General features: G+C 48.2%; 19 protein-coding genes and 1 pseudogene. 13 read left to right on the top strand and 7 right to left on the bottom strand.

Going from position 1 to position 18,640, the window contains the following annotated elements; all coding sequences use genetic code 11:
- Positions 1-66 precede the first annotated feature (66 nt).
- The 6 genes from RC73_RS04295 (at position 67) to mgtE (ending at position 4,931) form a co-directional block, all read left to right on the top strand.
- Positions 67-1,530, top strand: coding sequence for an RNA polymerase factor sigma-54 (locus RC73_RS04295; protein WP_039033486.1), 1,464 nt, complete (start codon positions 67-69; stop codon positions 1,528-1,530).
- Between the two features lie 31 nt (positions 1,531-1,561).
- The gene (gene hpf / locus RC73_RS04300) at positions 1,562-1,849 is read left to right on the top strand and encodes a ribosome hibernation promoting factor (protein WP_039033487.1); all 288 of its coding nucleotides are present in this window, start codon (positions 1,562-1,564) and stop codon (positions 1,847-1,849) included.
- Between the two features lie 2 nt (positions 1,850-1,851).
- Positions 1,852-2,295: a PTS IIA-like nitrogen regulatory protein PtsN gene (gene ptsN / locus RC73_RS04305; protein ID WP_039033488.1), complete on the top strand. Its 444-nt coding sequence runs from the start codon at positions 1,852-1,854 to the stop codon at positions 2,293-2,295.
- Positions 2,292-3,146 (top strand): RNase adapter RapZ, encoded by an 855-nt coding sequence (rapZ, locus tag RC73_RS04310; RefSeq protein WP_039033489.1) that lies wholly within the window; start codon positions 2,292-2,294, stop codon positions 3,144-3,146. The genes ptsN and rapZ overlap by 4 nt, the downstream gene beginning before the upstream one ends.
- Complete coding sequence (locus tag RC73_RS04315; protein ID WP_039033490.1) at positions 3,133-3,408, top strand: HPr family phosphocarrier protein; 276 nt, start codon at positions 3,133-3,135, stop codon at positions 3,406-3,408. The genes rapZ and RC73_RS04315 overlap by 14 nt, the downstream gene beginning before the upstream one ends.
- 158 nt (positions 3,409-3,566) lie before the next feature.
- Complete coding sequence (gene mgtE / locus RC73_RS04320) at positions 3,567-4,931, top strand: magnesium transporter (protein WP_039033491.1); 1,365 nt, start codon at positions 3,567-3,569, stop codon at positions 4,929-4,931.
- 135 nt (positions 4,932-5,066) lie between these two features.
- On the opposite strand, the gene RC73_RS04325 is transcribed toward mgtE, so the two are convergent.
- The 3 genes from RC73_RS04325 to RC73_RS04335 form a co-directional block, all read right to left on the bottom strand.
- Positions 5,067-5,450, bottom strand: a complete 384-nt coding sequence (locus RC73_RS04325; protein WP_052247989.1) for a hypothetical protein — start codon at positions 5,448-5,450, stop codon at positions 5,067-5,069.
- A gap of 156 nt (positions 5,451-5,606) precedes the next feature.
- On the bottom strand, positions 5,607-6,398 hold the full coding sequence (locus tag RC73_RS04330) for a molybdate ABC transporter substrate-binding protein (RefSeq protein ID WP_039033492.1): 792 nt from the start codon (positions 6,396-6,398) through the stop codon (positions 5,607-5,609).
- A 189-nt stretch (positions 6,399-6,587) separates the two neighbouring features.
- Positions 6,588-7,250, bottom strand: a complete 663-nt coding sequence (locus RC73_RS04335) for an OmpA family protein (RefSeq protein ID WP_039033493.1) — start codon at positions 7,248-7,250, stop codon at positions 6,588-6,590.
- Between the two features lie 509 nt (positions 7,251-7,759).
- Between RC73_RS04335 and RC73_RS04340 the strand changes: the two genes are divergently transcribed.
- Positions 7,760-7,993, top strand: coding sequence for a transposase (locus tag RC73_RS04340; protein ID WP_039033494.1), 234 nt, complete (start codon positions 7,760-7,762; stop codon positions 7,991-7,993).
- A gap of 115 nt (positions 7,994-8,108) precedes the next feature.
- On the opposite strand, the gene RC73_RS04345 is transcribed toward RC73_RS04340, so the two are convergent.
- Positions 8,109-9,089 (bottom strand): catalase family peroxidase, encoded by a 981-nt coding sequence (locus tag RC73_RS04345; RefSeq protein ID WP_039033495.1) that lies wholly within the window; start codon positions 9,087-9,089, stop codon positions 8,109-8,111.
- Positions 9,090-9,228: 139 nt separating this feature from the next.
- On the opposite strand from RC73_RS04345, the gene fumC reads away from it, so the two are divergent.
- Together fumC and RC73_RS04355 are read left to right on the top strand one after the other, a co-directional pair.
- On the top strand, positions 9,229-10,620 hold the full coding sequence (gene fumC, locus RC73_RS04350; RefSeq protein WP_039033496.1) for a class II fumarate hydratase: 1,392 nt from the start codon (positions 9,229-9,231) through the stop codon (positions 10,618-10,620).
- 100 nt (positions 10,621-10,720) lie between these two features.
- Entirely contained in the window at positions 10,721-11,269 is a 549-nt protein-coding gene (locus RC73_RS04355) for a DUF2799 domain-containing protein (RefSeq protein WP_039033497.1), read from the top strand.
- A gap of 58 nt (positions 11,270-11,327) precedes the next feature.
- Here RC73_RS04355 and RC73_RS04360 read toward each other — a convergent pair whose 3' ends face one another.
- The 3 genes and pseudogenes from RC73_RS04360 to RC73_RS04365 form a co-directional block, all read right to left on the bottom strand.
- Positions 11,328-11,504 (bottom strand): hypothetical protein, encoded by a 177-nt coding sequence (locus tag RC73_RS04360; protein WP_160289557.1) that lies wholly within the window; start codon positions 11,502-11,504, stop codon positions 11,328-11,330.
- A gap of 104 nt (positions 11,505-11,608) precedes the next feature.
- Positions 11,609-11,788 (bottom strand): annotated as a pseudogene (locus RC73_RS20025) (helix-turn-helix domain-containing protein); the annotation flags it as partial.
- A 65-nt stretch (positions 11,789-11,853) separates the two neighbouring features.
- Positions 11,854-12,540 carry a cold-shock protein gene (locus RC73_RS04365; RefSeq protein ID WP_039033499.1) on the bottom strand — a complete coding sequence of 229 codons (687 nt, stop codon included), beginning with the start codon at positions 12,538-12,540 and terminating at the stop codon, positions 11,854-11,856.
- A gap of 841 nt (positions 12,541-13,381) precedes the next feature.
- Between RC73_RS04365 and RC73_RS04370 the strand changes: the two genes are divergently transcribed.
- From RC73_RS04370 to RC73_RS04390, 4 genes are all read left to right on the top strand, one after another.
- Positions 13,382-13,756, top strand: a complete 375-nt coding sequence (locus RC73_RS04370) for a molecular chaperone DnaJ (RefSeq protein ID WP_039033500.1) — start codon at positions 13,382-13,384, stop codon at positions 13,754-13,756.
- A 31-nt stretch (positions 13,757-13,787) separates the two neighbouring features.
- Positions 13,788-14,582, top strand: coding sequence for an NYN domain-containing protein (locus RC73_RS04375; protein WP_039033501.1), 795 nt, complete (start codon positions 13,788-13,790; stop codon positions 14,580-14,582).
- Between the two features lie 676 nt (positions 14,583-15,258).
- On the top strand, positions 15,259-17,346 hold the full coding sequence (locus RC73_RS04380) for a hypothetical protein (protein ID WP_039033502.1): 2,088 nt from the start codon (positions 15,259-15,261) through the stop codon (positions 17,344-17,346).
- Between the two features lie 596 nt (positions 17,347-17,942).
- Complete coding sequence (locus RC73_RS04390) at positions 17,943-18,425, top strand: hypothetical protein (RefSeq protein WP_039033504.1); 483 nt, start codon at positions 17,943-17,945, stop codon at positions 18,423-18,425.
- The last annotated feature ends 215 nt before the right edge of the window (positions 18,426-18,640 follow it).

Here is an 18,640-nt window from a genome sequence, read left to right on the forward strand (position 1 = left end):
GGGTATTATAGTTTGTTATTATTGAATTTTTTCCTTGAAAAATAACGAGTAGGGATTAGCGGTATAATGAAAGCGTCACTCCAGCTCAAATTGGGTCAACAGTTGACCATGACACCTCAGTTGCAGCAGGCAATTCGCCTGCTGCAACTGTCGTCCCTTGAGCTGCAGCAGGAAATCCAGGAAGCCTTGGAAGCCAACCCTCTGTTGGAGATGGCCGAGGACAACCAGGATGACGCTATCGACGACAACCACAAGGAAAACGACGCCGGCGAATTGAGCGTCAAGCAGGAAGATGGTTCCACGGTAGAAACCTCAGAGGCATTGAACAATGAGTCTATGCCGGATGAATTGCCTATGGATACCACCTGGGATGAAGTCTTTACCGCCGCCAGCGCCTCAGGGCCGGCTATGGGCCGTGAAGATGACATGCCCTTCCAGGGTGAAACCAGCGAAGGTCTCTATGAACACCTAGAATGGCAAAAGAACCTGACCCCGTTTTCCGATACCGACGACGCCATTGCCACCGCCATCATAGATGCCATCGACGAGCAGGGCTATCTAACCCAGAGCACTGAGGAGATCCTCGAAGCCATGGGCAACCCTGAGATTGAGCTCGATGAAGTCGAGGCGGTACTCAAGCGGATCCAGCACTTCGATCCCATCGGCATCGCCTCCAGAGATCTGCGCGAATGCCTGCTGATCCAATTGCAACAGTTTAACGCCGACACCCCGCATCTGGCCGACGCCCGCTTGTTGATTGACGAACATCTGGATCTCATCGCTACCCGCGACTTTCGCACCCTAATGCGTAAGACCAAGCTCAAGGAAGATCAACTGCGTGACGCCATCAACCTTATTCAGAGCCTCAATCCCCGCCCCGGTTTGCTGGTGCAGCCGATGGACGAGGAATATGTGATCCCGGATGTCAGCGTCTGGAAGAAGAACGGGCGCTGGGTGGTGGAGCTCAATCCGGACTGTATGCCCAAACTCGGGATCAACCAACAGTATGCTGCCATGGCCCGTAGCGCCCGCAGCCAATCAGACAGCCAGTTTATTCGTGGTCATCTTCAGGAAGCCAAATGGTTTATCAAGAGCCTGGAGAGCCGCAACGACACCCTGCTCAAGGTGGCCAACTGCATAGTGCAGTTCCAGCAGGGATTTTTTGAATATGGTGAAGAGGCCATGAAACCCATGGTACTCAACGATATTGCCGAGGCGGTCGAGATGCATGAATCGACCATCTCCAGGGTCACCACTCAAAAGTATATGCATACCCCAAGGGGAATATTTGAATTGAAGTACTTCTTCTCCAGCCATGTCGGTACCGAAGATGGCGGAGAATGCTCTTCCACGGCGATCAGGGCTTTTATCAAGAAGCTCGTGGCAGCGGAAAACCAGAAGAAACCTTTGAGCGACAGCAAGATGGCACAACTTCTGGCAGAACAGGGAATCAACGTTGCAAGACGCACCATAGCCAAGTATCGCGAGGCTATGATGATACCACCGTCGAACCAGCGTAAGAGTTTATAAATCCACAGTTGGAAATTGGAGGAATCTTTCTATGCAAATCAACCTGACAGGACATCATATCGAGATCACCGACTCACTGCGTGACTATGTGGAAAGTAAGTTTTCGAAACTTGAACGCCATTTCGAACAGATCAATAATGTGCACGTTGTGCTCAATGTACAAAAACTGCAACAGATTGCCGAAGCCAAGATCAACCTCACAGGCGGCGAAGTCTATGCAACTTCTGAACATGCCGACATGTATGCCGCCATCGACGTTCTGATTGATAAATTGGATCGTCAGGTCATTAAACACAAAGAAAAGCTGACAAAACACTAACGATGGAACTGAGTACCATCCTGCGGCCGGAGTGCACTACCTGTGCCACTCCGGGCAGTAAGAAAAAGGTACTGGAGCTAATTAGCGATCTCGCCAGCGCCCAGTACCCCACCCTTTCCTCTCAAGCGATTTTTGAAAGCCTTTTGGCCCGCGAAAAGATGGGGAGCACAGGTATAGGTAATGGTATTGCGATTCCGCATGGCCGGCTGCCTGATATCACAGAGCCGATTGCCGTGCTGGTCAAATGCGAAGAGCCTATCGCCTTCGATGCCATAGACAACCAACCGGTGGACATACTGTTCGCCCTTCTGGTTCCCGCAGATCAATGCCAACAACATCTGAGTACCCTGTCTGCCATGGCTGAAAAGCTCAGCGACAAAGCAATACTCAAGCAGTTGCGTAAATCCCGCGATGAAACAGAACTCTATCAGGTGATCACAGGATGAAACTCGCTATAGTCTCAGGCCGCTCCGGTTCCGGAAAATCCGTTGCCCTCAGGGTACTCGAAGACCTGGGTTACTACTGTGTGGATAATCTGCCCCTGCCCATGATAGGCAGCCTGCTGGAAAACCTCCGAGGCAGCAATGATCTGGTCGCCATCAGCATAGATGTGCGCAACATGCCGGATCAGGAAAAAGTGCTGGAAAAACAGTTGGCGGCACTGCCGGAAAACACCCAACTGACCAGCTTCTTCCTCAACGCTTCCGATAAAGTACTCCTTAAACGCTACAGCGAAACCCGCAGATTACACCCCCTATCCAAGAGCACTGTCTCGCTGCAAGATGCCATCAAGCACGAAGGTAAGTTGCTGGAGCCTATGTCGAAACTGGTGGATCACTACATAGATACCTCGGCACTGAATATCTATGAACTCAGTGACAAAGTGCGAGAAATTCTGCTGGGCAGCGTCGACAAAGAGTTGGTGATCAACTTCGAATCGTTCGGCTTCAAGCACGGCATGCCCCAGGAAGCCGACTTCATGTTTGATGTGCGCTTTCTGCCCAACCCTCACTGGGAACCGGCGCTCAGGCCGCTGACTGGGCTGGATGAGCCGGTACAGGAATTCCTTATCCGTCAGCCACTGGTGAACAAATTTATCTGGCAGATAGAGAATCTGCTGGAAACCTGGCTACCGCACCTTGAACGCAACAACCGCAGCTATCTCACCATAGCCATAGGCTGCACCGGCGGCCAGCATAGATCTGTCTATGTCGCCGACCAGCTGGCCAAGCGTTTTGGCAACAGCAAACACAAGGTACAGGCCCGCCACAGAGAGCTGGGCAATGGCAAAGGTTGAACGGGAAGTCACCATAGTCAACAAGCTGGGCCTGCATGCCCGCGCCGCCACTAAGCTGGCGGTGCTGGCCAGCGAGTTCGAAGCCGATATCACTCTGATCCAGGGCGAGAAAAAGGCCTCGGCCGCCAGCGTGCTTGGGCTCTTGATGCTGGAAACCGGTCAAGGCAAAACCATACGCCTTATTGCCGAAGGCCCGGATGCCGAACCCGCAATGGATGCCATCTGCGCTCTGATAAACGCCCGTTTCGACGAAGCCAGCTGAAGTCTTAGGGAAAGACACAACACAGCAGGCAGTACGGTAAGCCGACACAGAGCACGCGTGGGACTTGCTCGCCCCTTCCTTAGCACTGCACTCTTTGTTTCTATAACTCCCCTGTCTTGAGGTAACATATCCTCGCTTTGCATCACAGGGGGAACTGCATGCCAATAGAAGCGCTCGACCAAGAGCTGACAGAACAACGTCTTACTCAACTAAACCAAGCTCTTGGCAGTGGTATGTTCGTGCATGTGCGCGACATGCTGCAGCGAATGACAGCTTCGGATATCGCCTTTATTCTCGAATCTTCACCACCACGTACCCGTCAGGTACTCTGGCAACTTGTGGATCAGGAACAGAGCGGTGAGATCCTCGAAGAGCTGGGTGAGGATATGAAAGACCAGCTGATCAGCCTGATGAGTCCTGAGCGCTTGGCACGAGCGACCGCGGGTATGGATACCGATGATCTGGCCTATGTGCTGCGAAGCCTGCCGGATACCCTCTACAAACAGGTACTGCACTCCATGAGTGCCCAAGACAGGGCCAGGGTCGAACAGGCGCTCTCCTATCCGGAAGACAGTGCCGGCAGTCTGATGAACACAGATACCGTGACCCTGAGACCGGACGTCAACGTCGATGTGGTGCTGCGTTATCTGCGTCAAAGAGGCGAGTTGCCCGAAGCCACAGATACCCTCTATGTGGTAGATAGACGCGATGTTTTGCTCGGTGGCGTTAAGCTCTCCACCCTGCTGACCTGTAACCCCACCGCCGGGATCCGCAGCATAATGGATCCCGAGCTTGAGAGTATTCCCGTCACCATGCCGGACAATGAAGTGGCCCAGCTGTTTGAACGCCATGACTGGGTTTCGGCACCAGTGGTCGACAGTGAAGGCCATCTGCTTGGTCGAATCACCATTGATGATGTGGTGGATGTTATCCGCGAAGACGCCGAACACTCCATGATGGGGATGGCGGGGATGGACGATGATGAAGACACCTTCGGCCCTGTGTTCAAGAGTGCCTTTCGCCGCTCTTTGTGGCTAACCTTCAACCTGTTTGCCGCTCTGTTGGCCGCCTCGGTCAGTAATATGTTTGAAGGCACACTGGAAAAATTTGCCACCATAGCAATTCTGATGACCATAGTGCCCAGCATGGGCGGCGTTGCCGGTAACCAGACTCTGGCGCTGGTGATCCGCGGTATCGCCCTCGGCCACATAGGTCAAAGCAACTCCCGTTGGCTCATAGGCAAAGAACTGGCTATCGGCTTTCTCAATGGCCTGCTGTGGTCGGCGTTGGTATTCACTGCCGTGTGGATCTGGAAAGGCGATCTGGCGCTCGGCGCCCTTATTGGCGGTGCCATGTTAATCAATATGACGGTAGCCGGTCTCGCCGGGGCCAGCATCCCTTTAATACTGAAAAAGCTCAATGTGGATCCTGCACTGGCCGGTGGCATGGTGCTAACCACAGTGACAGATGTGATAGGCCTGTTCGCCTTCCTGGGGTTGGCGACTCTCGTTTTAATGAGCTGAGGCGCTGATTTTAGTGAGCTGAAGCTCTACTTTTGAGGGCAGAATAACGGGGCCAAGAGCATCAAGCTCTGACCTTGATGAATAAAGTAACAACAGGGCGACCAAGCTCGCCCTTAGGCTGTAAAAGATAGCGAGTCAGTCTTTAAGCCAACACACCTTGGGTTCACCCTGCTCACAGAAAACGGAGACACACTCGCCACGGCTCACCAACAGAAATTCCTGCAACTTGAGGTTGGCGCTGGCCATAAAGCCGCTGCGCTTGGCCTCTTGGCGGTACCAGCCGCCGTTGGAAATCTGAAATAACCAGCCATTGGAAAGGCTGCATTCGGTCCAGAACTCCATCAGGTCACCCTCATCCAACATTCGAAAGCCAACCACAGAGTCAAAATGAACCTGCGCCCTGCTACCTTCGACACTTACCTCGATATCCAGGCCCTGACTTTCATAGCAAAGGCGAATAAATCTCACCTCATCACCGAGGTAATCTGTCGCTATCGGTAAGCCTTTGGTTTCGAGCATGCTCCCCCCTGGTAAGGATATAATGCCTTACTTTAGAAGGATAATAATTGCCTGTGCAAGCTGATTTGCTCAAAAAGTAGCTATATACCCATAAAGAGAGTGTGCTTCAGTTCCGGGGAACTGAAGCACACTCTCCAAATATCTCAGTTATAGCGACTAAGGTTTAAGCGGCGCTTCAAAACCATAAGAGGCCAGAATGGATTGCCCCTTGGGAGACAGAATATACATGGCCAGCGGCCAAGCGGCAGGGTCGGCCTTATCCAGCACCAGCATGCCATAGTTGGCACCCACTGCCAGCGACTCGGGCAACGCCACTATCTTTAGAGCAGGCACTTCTTTCTTGGCCAAAACAGCGTTGGTGCAGTAGGTTAAAAATACATCCGCCTGTTTATTGACCATCACCCAGCCATAGGGGTTCTTGCCTTTAGGGGGTTTGGCACTATCGGCGCCACCGGTCAATTGCAGTGCCTTGGCCGCCAATTTGGCCTGGCTACCCGGCTTGATAGCTTCGGCGCGGTCAAACACCTTGAAAGCATAGTCTCCGGCAGGGTCAGCCTTGGGAGTGGAGGTGCCCAGCTTGATCTTGCTATCCAGCAAAGTATCCAGCATATTTTCTGTCGTCAGAGGGACATTATCTTGCGCCAAGGCGCACAGGCGGTTACGGGCAAACATCACCACAGGCGCACCCTTGCCTTCCTGCATCAGTTTCTGTGGATGCTTCATATTGGCCGACGCAAACAGGTCGACCTTCTCGCCCTCTTCAATTCGGCCTCTGAGCAGGCCTGAAGGAGCAAACTGAGCATTAACCTTAACGCCGCCATCGGCCTGATAACTGGCGATAACATCCGTCATGGCTGTCTTCAAACTTCCTGCGGCCCTGAATTCCAAATCCGCCGCCTGCGAGAAGGCGGGCAGTAACAGTGCGAGTAAGCAGACGCTCTTTTTCATTTATTTTTCTCCGGTGTATAAGATACAGATGCCGCTAAACTCAACCAAAGCGCGTCACAAATCAACGCACCACGACAGAACTTGTCATAAACTCCCCTCAAGATCACGCCATCTGACAGAAAAAACCGGAGAAAGGGACAATTTGACCCAATAAAAAGGGCCGCCGCAGCGACCCTTAAGCTTAAAATCTTAGCCAAGTGGACTAAGAATAATCTCTACCCGACGGTTCTGTGCCCGCCCCTGAGGGCTGGCATTTGAGGCGATTGGGCTGGCCTCACCTCGGCCTTGGGTCAATACTCGCTGTCCGGATACACCTTTACGGATCAAGTAATTACCAACCTCACTGGCGCGAACCTGTGACAATCTCAGGTTGTAGGACTCAGAGCCACTGCTGTCGGTATAACCCACTACATTCAGTTGAGTCTTGTCATATTCCTTGGCCACCAGCACTACGCTGTCCAATACCCGCATGGCGCCGCTACTGAGATCTGTCTTATCGACCTGGAAAGTCACTTCATTGGGCATGTTGAGCACTATGGTATCGCCCACCCGGGTCACACTGACACCGGTAGACGCCAGTTGCTGACGCAGTTTGGTTTCCTGCACATCCATGTAATAGCCGATACCACCGCCTACGGCAGCGCCGGATGCTGCCCCGATCAGGGCACCCTTGCCCCTGTCGCTCTTGCTGGAGGAGGCCACACCTATGGCCGCGCCGGCTACGGCACCTATCAATGCTCCGTTGGTCGCCTTGGCAGTCTGTTGCTCATTGGTATAAGGATTCACAGTGGTACAGCCAGTTGCCAGCATTGCCAGCAACAGAGGGGCTGTCAGAAAAGCGCGCTTTTTCATGTTATTTTTCCTTCGTCTGCTTGTTCCAAGCTAAGCGGAACCTACCTGGCGCCAAAGTATATAGCAGCGCCTCAAGCAGACAATCCCCCCGGAGGCCATAGAGGCGGCAAATCCGCACGGCGTTCAGCATAGATTCAGTCAAATCCGACATTTCCTAACCAGGATTGTCAGCCAAGTGTCACGGCGCTGACATCAAATGAAGTCCCAAAATAGAGCAGACTGCACTCTATTGGGTGGCGCCAGGCAGATACATCCGATAATGAAATGAATCAATTTTCTTTTATATCAACATATTAAAAGAAGATTAAAAACTGGCATGTTTCTTACATACCTATAAAGCAGTATTCCACTGTTCAGGAGTCATTATGAAAACACTGATGAAAATGCGCAGCAGTTGGCAATCACTCTGGCATTGCCTCAAGCACTTGGGCTACAGCCAATGGGATGTGGAATAGCAGAGCTGGAATCACAGCTCTGAAAAACCATTCTTGAACCATCAGGGAGGCAGTATGGAAATTAACGAGCAGAAGCTGCGACAGCAAGCCATTAAGGAAGTGACCCAAAACGGCAGGCTTATGTTTGACGTTGCCCGTCAGCATGGAATCTCCACCAAACAGGTTTATCAATGGCTGGCACAGAATGAAACAACAAGCAGGCCCAGGCAATCCCGGCTGATGGGAGAACTGCTGCAACTGCAGCGGCGCATTCGTCAGTTGAGCCAGGAGTTTACCCTAATCCGTTAAAGTTTCGACAGGAGCGAACCTGACACACTGTTATCGCCCCCAACGATAAAAAATGTACATATAACAACTATAAAGCGCTACATTTTTAAGGTTCGTTCCTGTCATTTTATTGCCGTTACTGGCCGCTTAGACGCTTGCCAAAAGAGATGGCATAAGCCGCGGATCTCAGCCGCAGCACAGGGTCATCACTGGCGGCAATCCCTTTACTGAGCACATTGGGATCAAAATTCAGCTTGTCACAGGCCGAAGCCGCAACCGAGTCTATGGTCAGGCGCCCGAGAGTGACCCTGGGTCGGTCCTCCGGCCACTGCTGTGAAGGGTCCAGCAAGGGATCTCCCTCCTCGGCCAGGGTCAGCTTAAGCTCAAAGTGAGCCGGCCCTGTTTTCAGCCTCTGCATCAACCTGTCCACCAGAAAATCATCTGGCAATTGTGCCAGCTCGGCATCCGTCAGAGACTGCTCTCCGTCCACAGGCCAAAGCTCCCAGCGACCAAAGCGCTTTTGCTGGTCTTCATTACCAAAGATAAAGCTGTGAATGCCAAAGTAGTTGACCGAGGTATAGGCCGCCGGTGGATTGTGCTGCTTTAGCCACTGCCCCTGACGGGCGGCATCCGGATGTTGCTGCAGATAGCGTGCAACCGCGCCGGTTTCCCCCTCACGCTGCGCCAGTGACGCGCGCAGCAAGCCAAGAAAACTGTCGGGATCTTTCCCCGGAAACACAGGCGTGGTCAACCCGGCCAACTGATGCACCTGCCCGTCTGGCAGTTCGATGCGCACGCCTATCCCCCTTGGGCTGCGACTGGTATCGGCCACAAAAGGATCGCCGCCCGCCATGGAAAAACGCACCTGAGCGGGCAGAGCCTGCTCTGTGGCAAACAGAGGTAACTCCTTGAGCCAGGGCTCCCCTGCACTAGGCCGGAAACTGCCAATGGTACAGATTCCCTTGGCATGCCCCTTACGTTCTCCCGGATGTTTACCGGAAAGCGCTTCAAATACTTGAATAAAATCATTTGCCTGAGCCGCCATTACCGAACTGGAGCCCAAAGCACCCAACTGAGTCCCCAAGAGCAATAACGCAGACCAAACCGATACTCTCATGCTTACTCCTTTTGTAAAAATCATAATCCAGGCCTGAAACAGGCCGCCCAATCCAGACCGGGAAACCCGGCGGATTATTTCAGGAGAGACCCAAAGGCCATGCTATGCTGAGGACGGCAACAGACGACAGGAGGCGGCAATGCAATATCGGATTGAGCACGACACCCTGGGCGAGGTCAAGGTAGAGGCAGACAAATACTGGGGCGCCCAGACCCAGCGCAGTCTGGAAAACTTCCCCATAGGCCCGCAAGCGAGTATGCCAAAGGCCATCATCCACGCCTTCGCCCTGTTGAAAAAAGCCGCAGCCCAGACCAATGCCGAGCTTGGGCAACTGCCCAAGGACAAGGCGGCGCTCATCGCCAGAGTTTGCGATGAAATCTTGGCGGGCCAACTGGAGCAGCACTTTCCACTGGTCATTTGGCAGACCGGCAGCGGCACCCAAACCAATATGAACCTCAATGAGGTGATAGCCAATCGAGGCATGGCTCTGGCAAATAAGGCCATCAGCCTGAGCCCGAACGATGATGTCAATCGCAGCCAGAGCAGCAATGATACCTTCCCCAGCGCCATGCATATCGCTGTAGTGCTCAAGACCTGCAGACACACACTGCCGGCCATAGGTGCACTGCGCGATACCCTTAAACGCAAGTCACAACAGTTCGCCGATATTACCAAGACCGGTCGCACCCACTTTATGGATGCCACCCCACTGACACTGGGACAGGAGATCAGTGCCTGGGTGACTCAGTTGGATAAAGGCATAGGCGCCATAGAGCAGGCGTTGGCAAACTGCCGTGAATTGGCTCTTGGCGGCACAGCCGTGGGGACTGGGCTCAATTCTCCCGCAGGTTATGCCGAGCGCGCTGCCGAACTGATATCGTCATTCAGTGGTGAGCAGTTTGTCAGCGCGGCCAACAAGTTCGAGGCACTGAGTGCCAGCGATGCCATGGTCGAGCTCAGCGGCGCCTTCAAGCGCCTGGCGGTCAGCCTGATGAAGATAGGCAATGATGTTCGCATGCTCGCCAGCGGCCCCCGTTGCGGCATAGGGGAACTGCAGTTGCCTGCCAACGAACCCGGCTCCAGCATAATGCCCGGCAAGGTTAACCCGACTCAGTGCGAGGCGCTGACCATGGTAGCGGCTCAGGTGATGGGCAACGATCTCGCCGTCAGCATAGGTGCCAGCAACGGCCAGTTTCAGCTCAATGTCTTTCGGCCGCTCATTGCCGCCAATCTGCTGCAAAGCGCCGAATTGCTGGGTGATGCCTGTCTGAGCTTTGATGAGCGCTGCGCTTCGGGGCTGGAACCCAACCGCGAGATGATAGCCAAGCAGCTGCAGCGCTCCTTGATGCTGGTCACCAGCCTCAATCCTCACATAGGCTATGCCAAGGCGGCCCAAATCGCCAAGGACGCCCACCAAAGAGGCATTAGTCTGAGGCAAGCTGCGTTGGAGTCAGGACTGGTAACAGAGGCCGAGTTTGATACTTGGGTCAATCCGGCGAACATGTTGGGCCCTTTCCAGGCTAAATTGTAAATTTGTATTAATACGTATCAGGTTTGGAGCTAATCGCTGTATTATACCGACTCCTCGCCACGGATTAGGCTTATTCAACTAATAAGCAGTCATTTACAGAATGAAATACCAAAATATCTTATTGGCACTGAGCGCGCTCATGCTGACCCAATGCAGTTCACTCGACCTCAACCAATGCCAAAACTCAGATTGGTTTTCCCTCGGACTTCAGGATGGCAACAATGGCGCTCATGCCAGCAGGATCAATAATTATGCCGAAGATTGTGCCGAGTTCGGCATTCGGGTTGATCATGGCGAGTGGCGCAATGGCTATCTACAGGGGCTGCAAAACTACTGTCAGCCGGAAAATGGCTACCGAGTCGGCCTGGCAGGTGAAGGCTATGCCGGTGTCTGTTCCAGCAACGCCTTTGTCGAACAGTACAATGCCGGCTACCACCAATACCAGCTCAACAAACGTGCCGATGAGATCCGCAGCCGCCTGCGTCAGATAGATTATCAAATCCGCGATCTGGATCAGAAGCTGGTGTCCATGACAGACAAGGCCAGCACCCTGGAGAAGAAAAAACAGCTGCTGAATGAAAAAGACAAGCTGGTGAACGAGCTCAGGTATCTGCAAGTCCCGGATGTGCAGTTCAGATGGCAATTCTGACACTTGCCGACCTTAAGTTAAGCCGCCGACAGACCGCCCAGGCAGGTAAAGCTAAGGGCTACGCAAGGAGCTTGGTTTGGCCGCTTATCTGTCGCTCGGCCAAGAGACAGATAAGCGCTGAAACAACAGCCTGCCTCAGCAAGGAAATATACCGGCGATAACTGACGGCAAAACTCTCGGTGGCGGCATCGAATAACAACTCACCTATGATTCGGTCACCAAGATGCATATCCAAGACAAGGTTTGCGGTTCCACTTATACCCCCCATATCCAGTACCACCCATATCCAGTAACACCCGGTCAAATCAACATCAGGCTTGGGCTGCGCCAGCAAACGAACCCCAAACCATTGAGTATCTTGAAGACAGTAGAGATATGGACATCTTCAGCCATCTCTACCCGGATCAAGGTTTTGTTGGTGACACCACAAAACATTGCCACCACTTACTGAGTGAATGCCGCTTCCTTTCTGCAGGCCTTAATCCAAGCACCCGATGCATATGGAGTTAATGGGGCCATAAGAACGACGCAAAGTGTAGTTAAGTACACTTTTTCATCCATTCAAGCTGAAATCACCATGCCTGTTACTGCGGGAACAGACCGGCGATACCGGCGATAATCGCCGCTGGCAGGATTGCCACCACAGCAAGCACAGCAACGGCGCTGCCGAGGCAACCGGAAAGCTGGCTCTGCCTTGCCTTAAGCTCAGCCTCTTGTATCGGCCCAAAGGCCTGCTCAGCCGCCTGTATTCTTTGCTGCAACTGCCGCTCGGCAGCTAGGGCCATCTCTTTGGTGTCACAGGGCTGCTTTTCAGTGACCAGGGCCAACTCCCCCTTGAAAGCATGGCCGGTAAAGCGATAGTTGCCTTCGGAGAAGGTCTTCTTTTCAAACTCAAGCCCGAGCACGGCATTGCAGCCACACTGCTTAGCCAGTTCTTCTATATACTGGCGCCCCTTGGCCGGGTCTTTGAAAAAACGGGTCGAAATAGGCAAGCGCAACGCGGCGTCACCATGCTTGGGATTGCTACCCTTGGAGGTGAAGAAATTCAGCAGTCGCTCTCTTATATAGACCTCAGGAATACGGATCTGCTTGGCAGACAATCCCTTGGGAGTTGGCGTAGGGTCAAACTCGACCAGCACATTCTTGACCAGCTTAGCCTCATCACTCCTGTTCACCAGGGCCGAAACATGCAGAAAATAGCTTTCACCATCATCCCCATTGATAAAGCCAAATTTTTTAGATGAGACATACGAAACGACTTTTCCTTTCACTACACAATCCCGATAACTTTCTCTACTATTTCCAAAGCCCTATACAGCAACAGCCATAAAAAACCGCCGCAGCAACAGAACAGATTCAAGCCACCGATACTAACATCTCAACCCGGCAGCAACTGCTGCAACATCCTCAAAATCCGGTTAAAACCGTTCACTTTTCCCTAAAAATCATCGCCGCTTCCCCGCCAGCCACTTTTTGCCCGTTAACAGGCCAGCAAAACCATTCACTGAAGCCGCTAACTCAAGCGAGCAAATTAAACGGGCAACTCAAGCAGGCAACTAAAACAAGTCACTCAAACAAGTTACTTCAGCCAAACCGCACAACAAAACCCCATGCGGTAAAGCTTGTTTTTCACCGCGGCAATATTGTAGGATTGGCTAAGCTTTTAACAAAAAACCAACGAAAAGCAATACTTAAGCGCTAGCTAAAGTGCGAACAATAATCAGGGATGGCTGCCGCTCTCACCCGGAGCAGGCAAAAGGCAAGGATAAGCTTTCAACACCTCACCTCATATTCCTCCCTGACCCAAGCCACTTTAACCGCAGCGCAATTTGTGACCCAGACTAAGGTTTCACCGGCAACAAGTTGTTAGCTTAAACGTTGTTTTAAAAGAATATTCAACATGACAGAAACTGCTGTCTGATAGCCAAAATCAGGGGCGGTAGCGTCAAATTACGGGTAATAACGGCGCATTTCAGTGGACGCCAGTTGCCAAGCTTATTCCACCCACCTCAGTAGTATCTCGGCGCAATGGGCTCGCTCCCGACCTCGGAATAGCTGAACCCTAACCAAAAAATCAATCTTAGCGCTGTATTTTCAAAGGAATGAATCTAGATGCAAGACGTCAAAGTCAACCTATACGACTGCAAGCACTGCTCTGGTACAGGAACCTGCAGTAGTGGAAAAGATAACACCTCGTGTGAAGTCTGTGCCAAGAAGAATGAACTACCATTCTGGCGCAGACGAAATCAACATGGACTGCTTTGTGGTTCATGCGGTGGCATAGGAAAAGCAGAACCGTTAACGGAAAGAATGAACAAGCGAATAGCCCCCCTATTGGCGATTTCTCTAGTAATAATCCTATTAGGTATCATCGGCGTATCGGCTCTATTTGAGAACAAATACTTCTCTGAAATACTTGCATTTGCAGGGGCGATTATAGGTTCGGTATGCGGTTTTTATTTCTCAGCAATCAAGAGCCAGAGTTAACCAACACTTAATAAAACCAAGTACTAACAACATGAAAGAAAGAGAAAAAATCGCCGTATTTATTGATGCCGATAATGCTCCTGCCCGAAAGTTCGATGTCATTTTGGCAGAACTGGCCAAACATGGTGTGGTAAGCATACGCAAAGCCTATGGTAACTGGAAAAGCCCGGGGCTGAAGCAATGGGAAGATATTCTGCACGAATACGCCATTCAACCGATTCAGCAGTTCGACCTAACCAAAGGCAAGAACGCTACCGACATTGCACTGGTGATAGATGCAATGGACATACTCTATACCAAGGACATAGATATCATTTGTCTCATCTCCTCTGACTGCGACTTCACCCCTTTGGTCACCAGAGTGCTCTCAGATGGTAAAACCGTATTCGGCTTTGGTGAGCGTAAAGCCCCCAACGCATTCGTTAACAGCTGCTCCCGCTTCCTCTACCTAGATGCAGAACCCGAAGTCGAAACCGAAGTAGAAGTGTCTATAGAGAAAGTCGCTGAACAAGCCACAGAGAAAGAGATTAAAACTGCGAATACAACAAAAGCGAACTCATCCCCCAAATGCAGCCTCAAAAGTGACACGAAGCTAATTCACCTATTACGACAAGCAATTGAGGCAACCGAAGAAGATGATGGTTGGTCACGACTTGGCGCAATCGGCTCACATATTTCAAACCACAGTTCTTTCGACCAAAGAAACTACGGTTTTAAAAAGCTTGTAGACCTATTTGCAGCAATTGATCTATTCGAAATACGAAAACCAAATAAAACAATGGTTTTGGTTAGAGACATAAAACGCGCAAAGAGAAATGGTAGATAGATAAAGCGAAGGTGATGGAGGCCTCACTCTTTGTACCATATTCACCCAATAACGTCAGGTAAAGCACTAATGAAAGTAAAAGATGTAGGTAAGGCAATCGGGGGAGTTTGAATTAAACAACATTCCTAAACTAATCAGTTATATATTTAAAATCATCTTTTTATTAACCTTGCGGCTGATGTATTTTATCACAAACTTAATTAAAAAGTATTGGTATATTTACTTTGCATTTTTTACTTGGCTTTTTACAAGAAGTTCAAAGCTAATGGTTTTGGATAAAGATCACAGTAGTTATAACAACATTGGTCCAATTAGTATCAGTGAGGAAGGCTTCTACACTGTCGGGATGGTTATTGGCGGATATATAGTCGCTCACAAGATAGCCAACAAGTTAGCACCTATTTTCAAACATTAAGCGAAATGAGAGTTGTGGGTGTCCTCACTCTGTTTCTCGCCTCTGATTGACTGCGCAAAATAGGCATCTACCGGACGCCCGTAAACAACCATGGTTCTCAATGCAACTTTCACCAACAATCTAAGCCTCTCAGAGCAGGAATGGCTATTATGTTCAGTTTATATGGAAAATTCAAAAGCGTATTAGATCGCTAAAGCTATTAATTAAAGATAATCAACATAGAGCAGCGTAAGAAAAACATAATATAAAATTGGGGTAATAATGAAATCTAACAGTCTATTCCACTACGCATTCGTTCACGAAGAATTTTGTAAAACTGGTGACATATTCAAAGGAATAATACCGCTTTTTTCTCCAATTATAGAGAAAAGAGATGGACAACAATTTGAACCAACAACATTCTCAAAATATGTTAAAGAATTTTACGGCCTAGATATTCATCCTTATGTAGCGGAAGAGTTTGGCTCTAAGTTACTCGAATCCGGACATTTAATAAAAGACTCCCAGGGTTTAATGTATTACAATTACAAGAACATTAAAATCTCAAAAAATACTGATCTCAAAGAAAACATAGCAAAACTATTTTCAGCTTTTGAATTATTTGCAAGTAAACTAATTAAAAAGGATGTGAAAAATATTGACTTCCCCTCGGAGTTTTCACACAGACTTGCAAGGATAAATGACATTGGTAGCATTCAAGAAGTAGCACAAGATGGTGAGGATATAAAATCTATTCTTGACTATGCTTTTGCTAGATTTGTTTACCGGATTACTAAGGTAAGCAGTTCATTGTCTGAAGTGTTAATGGATGCATATTCAGGAGCTGTATTTTCCGAAGTAGTATTAAATTTACAAAATCCCAAATTTGAGCAGGATAAAATCTCAGGAAAAATTGTTTATATAGATGCAAATATCATATTGGATATCTTAGGGTTCAATGATGAGTACTCTGTTGATTGTTCAAGAAAACTAATAGAAGAGCTAAATAGAATTGGGTGTATTGTTAGCACAACTGATTACTATATTGACGAGGTAAAGGAAACTGTTTCAGCTTCATATACCAATTATAGAAACAAAGGCCCCAGAAAAACAAATGTAGATAAATTCTTATTTAAAAACCCTACTAAAATTGCATTCGTATCATCTTTAATTACAAATACCGAGCAATCAATCTTAAACTACGGCTTTAATCTTAACCGAATTTACAAATCTGCACACGAAAGTATGACGTCACAAAAATCTCAATCTGTAGAGGGGAAAATATACTTCCGATTGGGTGAATACAGAAATGATACAGCAAGAACCAGAGATGCTAAAACTATCTCTTTTATTCTCTGTAATAATGGATTAAAAGATTACAAATCTATATATGATTACAAGTCTGTTTTTCTAACTAAAAATAAAAAAATGTTGCGAGCCACAAATGACTATCTAGTTCAAGAATCAATAGTGACACTGCCATATTTTTCTCCAATAATTGACGATCGAAGCATGGCTAAACTTTTATGGATTATGACTGGAGGTAAAACAGATGATCTTTCAAGAGAGACTCTTATAAGTAATTGCAGGAAAGTGGTGGAAGACCATAGAGATCTATTCGAAAAAGTTAAAGTTTTTTTGAAAAACATTCCAGAAAACCAGGCTCAAATATATGAAAGCATCATAAATAATGATAGAGCAATATTTAGCCTAATGGATGTAACATCTGGAAATCCAGACAATATAAATGAACAAAACATTCATGAAGTATTTGACAGGGCAATTAGCGAAATTGAAGATGAAGCTATACAGCAAGAAAGAATAAAATCAAGCAATATGATAGATAAAATTGAAAGTAAAAATAGAAGGGAATATCTTAAAAAAGAGCAGGAAATAGAAAAAAAAGAAAATGAAATCCATTCTAAAAAATCAGAGATAGAAAATCTAAAGCTTGAATTAAATAAAATGATTAACATTAATGAATGTTTGGAAAAAAAATCTTCAGAGCAAGAAGATAAGATACGTCATGTCGAAAAGTCACTATTAGAAATAAAAGAATCCAAACAGGTAGAAATCGAAAACTATAACAAAACTCAAATATCGAAACAAAATAAAGCAAGCAACCTCCTTAAGCTTTTAATTACAATTGCAGTCATACTAATTATCCTTAACCCACATTCAATTACAGAGAAAAGTTTCTTTGAAAATGACTTTTTCTCATTAGAAATAAAGCCTACATTTATAAACACAATCACCATACTTTTAACTATCTCATTGACATGGATATGGCCAAAGTATGTGTATGATCCAATCATTAGCCGGGTTGTTACCAAATTATTTCCGATAAAAAAAATGGACAAAAAACCTTAATGGTGCCGTAGTTATCTTCCTACGATGCTTTGTTTAAGCATTTAGCAAAAAAGTCAGGACACCCACAACACTTATTATCACGCTTAGTACGGCGAGCCTTTTTGTATGGCCAAGATGCTTGTTAGAGCAAGAATTATGACCCTCGCTGTGGTTGGGTTGAATCGTTACTGTTTGAAATAGAAGGTGTTTTTGCCATTAATGAGAAGGGTCATGATACCCACAGTGCTTCTATTGTTATTGTGTTCGTATCATCCATTAAGATATTTTTACAAGTTACTTCACACACGTTTCACGGTTAGCAAATAATCAGACTCGAAGGAGAGTAAGCAAGCAAAAGTCAGGACACCCACAACACTTTTGCTGTGTGGAGTCTACAGGGACCTATCTATTAGTAAGAGGGCGACAAGCCTGCAGCCCTCTGGTGGGACTCGTCCTGCTGGGCCAGGAGATTCGGCACCTCCAGGCAGTCAGATCGGTGAAAATGAAATCTTTGGAAGGCCAGAAAATAGAAGAAGTGGCTCAAGTATTGACATTCCTGCTAATGGCGACAAACCTCATGAGACATTGCATTACCCATCAAAAGAGCAGAATAAACAATGAAATACTTAAAGTTTAGTACTGGTGATGTTTCACTGAACATTATAAAACACATTCTTTTGAACAATAGAGTGATTGGGTATGGTGTCCCAACATCACAGAACTTATCTTGTGCTTGGATATTTAACCTTTATTTTGAAGGTTTTGATAAAACTCTCAGTTTTTCATCAGATGTTGCGAGTTCTACAGGATGGAAAGAATATGGGTATTTAAGAATGGACTTGAAGCCAGTTGAAAGTAATAAAGAGTTAATTACATATGTGGCTATTGAGCCGATAGATATTTCATCGCTTGATATTCTAATAAATGAAGAAGATGACATAATTGCTGAATGCGGACTTATCTTAATTGGAGAAAATAAAAGATGGGTTGTGATATCAACTTCCCCAGCACCCGGAGCGGTTTCTGTTAAAGCGGACTTTAACACTGTAGGATATAAGCCGGAAATATTGTTGGAGCAGTGCAGCATAAAGAGAATTTGATTTTCATGAAAGAGTGAGGACAGCCACAACACTTCACCCGCAGACTGCACCAAATCACCCGGCATATGCGCATCAGTGACCGTCGCTAACATGGATGTTGGCGCCGAGCTTACAAGGACGTATTCACAGCGTGTCACTGAGGTGCATATGCATAAGGCCTGCGGCAGGCAATGAGTGGCACAATCAGCCGGAAGCCATTCCAAACCCAAACCACT

The sequence above is a fragment of the Shewanella sp. ECSMB14102 genome (assembly GCF_000813075.1).
Lineage (GTDB): Bacteria > Pseudomonadota > Gammaproteobacteria > Enterobacterales > Shewanellaceae > Shewanella > Shewanella indica.

Excerpts from the sequence above, each read along its gene's own strand:
- RC73_RS04390 (WP_039033504.1), top strand. The coding sequence starts at position 17,943 with ATGAAATACTTAAAGTTTAGTACTGGTGATGTTTCACTGAACATTATA.
- RC73_RS04325 (WP_052247989.1), bottom strand. The coding sequence starts at position 5,450 with ATGCTCGAAACCAAAGGCTTACCGATAGCGACAGATTACCTCGGTGAT.
- rapZ (WP_039033489.1), top strand. The coding sequence starts at position 2,292 with ATGAAACTCGCTATAGTCTCAGGCCGCTCCGGTTCCGGAAAATCCGTT.
- RC73_RS04370 (WP_039033500.1), top strand. The coding sequence starts at position 13,382 with ATGCAAGACGTCAAAGTCAACCTATACGACTGCAAGCACTGCTCTGGT.
- mgtE (WP_039033491.1), top strand. The coding sequence starts at position 3,567 with ATGCCAATAGAAGCGCTCGACCAAGAGCTGACAGAACAACGTCTTACT.
- hpf (WP_039033487.1), top strand. The coding sequence starts at position 1,562 with ATGCAAATCAACCTGACAGGACATCATATCGAGATCACCGACTCACTG.
- RC73_RS04355 (WP_039033497.1), top strand. The coding sequence starts at position 10,721 with ATGAAATACCAAAATATCTTATTGGCACTGAGCGCGCTCATGCTGACC.
- RC73_RS04330 (WP_039033492.1), bottom strand. The coding sequence starts at position 6,398 with ATGAAAAAGAGCGTCTGCTTACTCGCACTGTTACTGCCCGCCTTCTCG.
- fumC (WP_039033496.1), top strand. The coding sequence starts at position 9,229 with ATGCAATATCGGATTGAGCACGACACCCTGGGCGAGGTCAAGGTAGAG.
- RC73_RS04335 (WP_039033493.1), bottom strand. The coding sequence starts at position 7,250 with ATGAAAAAGCGCGCTTTTCTGACAGCCCCTCTGTTGCTGGCAATGCTG.
- RC73_RS04375 (WP_039033501.1), top strand. The coding sequence starts at position 13,788 with ATGAAAGAAAGAGAAAAAATCGCCGTATTTATTGATGCCGATAATGCT.
- RC73_RS04315 (WP_039033490.1), top strand. The coding sequence starts at position 3,133 with ATGGCAAAGGTTGAACGGGAAGTCACCATAGTCAACAAGCTGGGCCTG.
- RC73_RS04340 (WP_039033494.1), top strand. The coding sequence starts at position 7,760 with ATGGAAATTAACGAGCAGAAGCTGCGACAGCAAGCCATTAAGGAAGTG.
- RC73_RS04380 (WP_039033502.1), top strand. The coding sequence starts at position 15,259 with ATGAAATCTAACAGTCTATTCCACTACGCATTCGTTCACGAAGAATTT.
- ptsN (WP_039033488.1), top strand. The coding sequence starts at position 1,852 with ATGGAACTGAGTACCATCCTGCGGCCGGAGTGCACTACCTGTGCCACT.
- RC73_RS04345 (WP_039033495.1), bottom strand. The coding sequence starts at position 9,089 with ATGAGAGTATCGGTTTGGTCTGCGTTATTGCTCTTGGGGACTCAGTTG.
- RC73_RS04295 (WP_039033486.1), top strand. The coding sequence starts at position 67 with ATGAAAGCGTCACTCCAGCTCAAATTGGGTCAACAGTTGACCATGACA.